The organism is Phenylobacterium sp., from assembly GCF_030654915.1.
In the GTDB taxonomy this organism is placed as follows: Bacteria; Pseudomonadota; Alphaproteobacteria; order Caulobacterales; family Caulobacteraceae; genus Phenylobacterium.
The window spans coordinates 1-4,113 of sequence record NZ_JAURWM010000023.1 but is presented as its reverse complement, the minus strand read 5'-3'; the positions used below and the strand labels follow the sequence as shown (position 1 = coordinate 4,113).

At 68.2% G+C, this 4,113-nt stretch carries 5 protein-coding genes and 1 pseudogene; all 6 read right to left on the bottom strand.

Annotated features, from left to right (window positions below; all coding sequences use genetic code 11):
- A partial coding sequence (proB, locus tag Q7T84_RS00820; protein WP_304805660.1) for a glutamate 5-kinase occupies positions 1-1,085 on the bottom strand: 1,085 nt, incomplete at its 3' end.
- Positions 1,085-2,134, bottom strand: coding sequence for a GTPase ObgE (gene obgE / locus Q7T84_RS00815; RefSeq protein ID WP_304805661.1), 1,050 nt, complete (start codon positions 2,132-2,134; stop codon positions 1,085-1,087). The genes obgE and proB, both read right to left, overlap by 1 nt.
- Before the next feature lie 127 nt (positions 2,135-2,261).
- Positions 2,262-2,798 carry a GNAT family N-acetyltransferase gene (locus Q7T84_RS00810; RefSeq protein ID WP_304805659.1) on the bottom strand — a complete coding sequence of 179 codons (537 nt, stop codon included), beginning with the start codon at positions 2,796-2,798 and terminating at the stop codon, positions 2,262-2,264.
- A gap of 125 nt (positions 2,799-2,923) precedes the next feature.
- A complete protein-coding gene (gene rpmA, locus Q7T84_RS00805) occupies positions 2,924-3,187 on the bottom strand; it encodes a 50S ribosomal protein L27 (protein ID WP_304805658.1) in 264 nt (87 codons plus the stop codon).
- Positions 3,188-3,218: 31 nt separating this feature from the next.
- Positions 3,219-3,758: a 50S ribosomal protein L21 gene (rplU, locus tag Q7T84_RS00800; protein WP_304805657.1), complete on the bottom strand. Its 540-nt coding sequence runs from the start codon at positions 3,756-3,758 to the stop codon at positions 3,219-3,221.
- 93 nt (positions 3,759-3,851) lie between these two features.
- A pseudogene (locus Q7T84_RS00795) lies at positions 3,852-4,113 on the bottom strand (cation transporter); the annotation flags it as partial.

The window sequence follows — 4,113 nt, the reverse complement described above, 5'->3', positions numbered from 1 at the left end:
TGGATCAGCGGGCCGGAGGTGAAGCCCAGAACGGCCTCGATGGCGTCGGACTTCAAGCCGCGAATGCGTTCGGCGTCGCTCGAATCGTACCGGGCGATGCCGCGGCCGATCTCGCGGCCGGCCTCGTCGGCGACCACGACGGCGTCGCCCTTGCCAAAGCGGCCCTCGACGCCGCGCACGCCGGCGGCCAGCAGGCTCTTGCCGGTGGACAGCGCGCGGGCCGCGCCGTCGTCGACGACCAGGGTCCCTGTCGGGGCCAGCGACCCGGCGATCCAGGCCTTGTAGGCGGCGGCGACGGAGACGGACGGCTCAATGACTGTGGCCAGTTCCCCGGCCTCGATGGCGGCCAAGGGAGCCGGGCGGCGGCCGAGCGTGATGACCGTGGTGCAGCCGGCTGACTGGGCGATGCGGGCGGCGGCGATCTTGGTGGCCATGCCGCCGGTCCCGACCCCGGCGCTGGCGTTGGCGCCGCCAGCCATGGCCTCGATCTGCGCGGTCAGTTGGCTGATGCGCGGCATGTGCTGGGCGGCGGGATCATGGCGCGGATCGGCCGTGTAGAGGCCGTCGATGTCTGACAGCAGCACCAGAACGTCGGCGCCGATCATCTGGGCGACGCGCGCGGCCAGCCGGTCGTTGTCGCCGTAGCGGATTTCCTCGGTGACGACGGTGTCGTTCTCATTGACCACCGGCACGACGCCGAGGTCGAGTAGGGTCGAGAGGGTGGCGTGGGCGTTGAGCCAGCGGCGGCGGATCTCGGTGTCGTCGCGGGTCAGCAGCACCTGGGCGGCGGAAATCCCGTGCGGCTCGAGGGCCTCTTCCCAGGCCCGCATCAGGGCCGATTGGCCAGCGGCCGCGCAGGCTTGCTTCTCAGGCAGGGTAAGGGCGCGGCGACCCATCTTCAGGCGGCGACGGCCGAGGGCCACGGCGCCCGAGGACACCACCAGCACCTGCTGGCCACGCGCCCGCAGACGCGCGAGATCGCTCGCGAAGGCCGCCAGCCAGACCGCGTCGGCGCCGTTCTCGCCGGCGACCAGGGCCGAGCCGAGCTTGACGACGATGCGCTTGGCCTCCTTCAGCCGGCTCATCAGGGGATCCAGCCGGTGTTGGTTTCGTCCTCCGGATTGGCCTTGGCGACCGCAGCCTTGCGTTCCCGGACCAGGGCGTAGGCCTCGCGCAGCAGTTCGGTCACGCCTTGGCCCGAGACGCCCGAGACCAGGCGGACCTCGGAGCCCGAGGCCTCGGCCAGGGCCTCGCGCTGCATCTCGACAGTGCTTTCATCCAGGGCGTCGATCTTGTTCAGCGCCAGGATCTCGATCTTGTCGCCCAACTCGTCGGCATAGGCTTCCAGTTCGGTCCGCACGGTTTTCCAGGCCTCGACGACGTCGGTCTGGGTGGCGTCGACCAGGTGGATCAGGGTGGCCGTGCGTTCGACGTGGCCCAGGAAGCGGGTGCCAAGACCCGCCCCGTCTGAGGCGCCTTCGATCAGGCCGGGAATGTCGGCGATCACGAAGCGCTCATTCGTGGACAGGTCGACCACGCCGAGGTTCGGGGTGATGGTGGTGAACGGATAGTCGGCGATCTTGGGCTTGGCGGCGCTGGCCGCGGCCAGGAAGGTCGACTTGCCGGCGTTGGGCAGGCCGACCAGGCCGACATCGGCGATCAGCTTCAGCCGCAGCCAGATCCAGCGCTCTTCGCCTTCTTGACCCGGGTTCGCGTGCTTGGGCGCCTGGTTGATCGGGCCCTTGAAGCGGTCGTTGCCCCAACCGCCGTTGCCGCCCTTGAGCAACATCACGCGCTTGCCCGGCACGTCCATGTCGGCGACGAGGGTTTCCTTGTCCTCGTCCAGCACCTGGGTGCCGACCGGCACGTACAGCACGATATCGGCGCCGGCCGCGCCATGGCGGTTGCGGCCCATGCCGTGGATGCCGGTCTCGGCGCGGAAGTGCTGGGCGTAGCGGAAGTCGATCAGGGTGTTGAGGCCGTCCATGGCCTCGATCCACACATCGCCGCCACGCCCGCCGTCACCGCCGTCCGGGCCGCCGTACTCGATGTACTTCTCGCGCCGGAACGACACAGCGCCGCCGCCGCCGTTGCCGGAGCGGATATAGATCTTGCACTGGTCGAGAAACTTCATCGGGGCCTTTTGTAGCACAGAGTGGCGCAGGTCGAGCGTAGTGGCGTCGATTCCCGCGCAGGTGAGGGATTCGCGCACGTCATCCCGGGCTGGCGTTTTGCCGCGGCTCGGGATGACGCCGTGAACATCAGGCCAGCCAAACCATCATTCGGGTCGGGGCTGGCCGCCCGCCCCGGGCGATCGAGGGGCGTTGCCGGACCTCGCCGGTATAGAGAAAGCCGGCCTTGGTCAGCACCTGGCCGGAGGCGAGGTTGTCGGCGAAGTGACCCGCGCGCAGATAGCGCCGGCCCCAGGTCCGGTGGGCCCAGATCAGCGCGCCCTGCGCGGCCTCGGTGGCGTAGCCGGCGCCCCAATAGGGCCGGCCCAGCCAGTAGCCGATTTCGGTTTCATCGCTGCTGGCGCCGTCGAAGCCCATCACGCCGATGGCGCCGTGCTCGGGATGCTCGATGACGAAGACCACCTCGCGATCGGGGTCCTGCTCGCTCACCTGGGCGAGGAAGCCCTCAGCGTGTTCGACGCCATAGGGATAGGGCATGCCGGTGGTCATGCGCGCCACGTCGAAGTCGTTGGCGTACTGCGCGAGGCGCGCCGTGTCGGCCTTACGGGGCTTGCGTAGCCGAAGACGCTCGGTCGCGATGACCGGCTCGAATTCGATAGCGCACATGGTCTACCTCCCGGCCCTCTGTTGGGGGCCTTTAGAAAACAACAAGGGGAGTCCGGCGACCGGACTCCCCTTGGAAGTTCTCTGCCCGGTTCGCCTAACGGCGGGCCCGGGTGATGAGGCTCGCCTTAGTTCGCTTCAGCCACGACCACGTTCACGTAGGTGCGGTCGTTGCGCTTGGTGATGAATTTCACGGCGCCGTCGGCGGTCGCGAAGAGGGTGTGGTCCTTACCGATGCCGACATTGGCGCCCGGATAGAACTTGGTGCCGCGTTGGCGCACGATGATGTTGCCGCCAACGACGGACTCACCACCAAATTTCTTCACGCCGAGACGGCGGCCAGCTGAGTCGCGACCGTTGCGCGAAGAGCCGCCAGATTTCTTGTGAGCCATAGCTCTCTCCTAACTCTCTAGAACGCTGCGCTTAGACGGCGGCGTCGTCGGACGACTTGGCGGCGGCCTTCTTCGGCGCAGCCTTCTTGGCCGGGGCTTCGTCGGTCGCCGCGGCGGCCTTCGGAGCTTTCGCCTTGGCCGGAGCGGCCGGGGAGGCGGCTTCCAGTTCGGCGACCACGTTCTTCAGGTTGCGGGCGCGAGCGTCCAGCAGGGCCTTCGGGGTGAGATCGACGGTGCCGTCCCACTTGTCGGTCTTGCCGGCGCCGGCGACCGAGGTGACCCGCAGGACCGTCTCGTGCTGACGGTGACCCTTCGTGCGGCGATAGCCCTGGCGGCGGATCTTCTTGAAGATCTTCACCTTCTCGCCCTTGCGGGTTTCGATGAGGGTGGCCGAGACTTGGGCGCCGTCCACGAGGGGAGCACCCAGCGTGATGGCCTCGCCATCACCCAGCATCAGAACGTCGCCGAAGGCGACCTCCGCACCGGGTTCACCGTCGAGCTTTTCGACAACCAGCAGGTCGCCGGCTTGGACCCGGTACTGCTTTCCGCCGGTTTTGATCACCGCGTACATGGTTAGCGCCTTGAGACTGTAGCAAAATGGATTGCGCCCGCGAGATAGCCCGCGGGCGAGAGGCGCGGACTTATACAGAGGGACCCATAGGAGTCAACGCGCCTGCCGTGTTTCCACGGTCACATGACTCAATCCGGGCAGGCCGGCCAGGCGGGCACGATAAGCGGACGGCGACAGGGGTGTCTTGGCCTCGATCACCGCGATGGCGGCGTGGTGGCCGGGACCCAGCCGCCACAGGTGCAGGTCCAGCAGCCGCTCGTCGCCCGTGACCAGGCGCCGGCGGATCTCGGCGGTGAGTTCGGGCGAGGGATTCATGTCCAGCAGCACCGCGCCCGCCTTTTGCAGCAGCCGCCAG

Bases quoted from the DNA above. Each gene is read 5' to 3' on its own strand.
- obgE (WP_304805661.1), bottom strand. From the start codon at position 2,134: ATGAAGTTTCTCGACCAGTGCAAGATCTATATCCGCTCCGGCAACGGC.
- Q7T84_RS00810 (WP_304805659.1), bottom strand. From the start codon at position 2,798: ATGTGCGCTATCGAATTCGAGCCGGTCATCGCGACCGAGCGTCTTCGG.
- rpmA (WP_304805658.1), bottom strand. From the start codon at position 3,187: ATGGCTCACAAGAAATCTGGCGGCTCTTCGCGCAACGGTCGCGACTCA.
- rplU (WP_304805657.1), bottom strand. From the start codon at position 3,758: ATGTACGCGGTGATCAAAACCGGCGGAAAGCAGTACCGGGTCCAAGCC.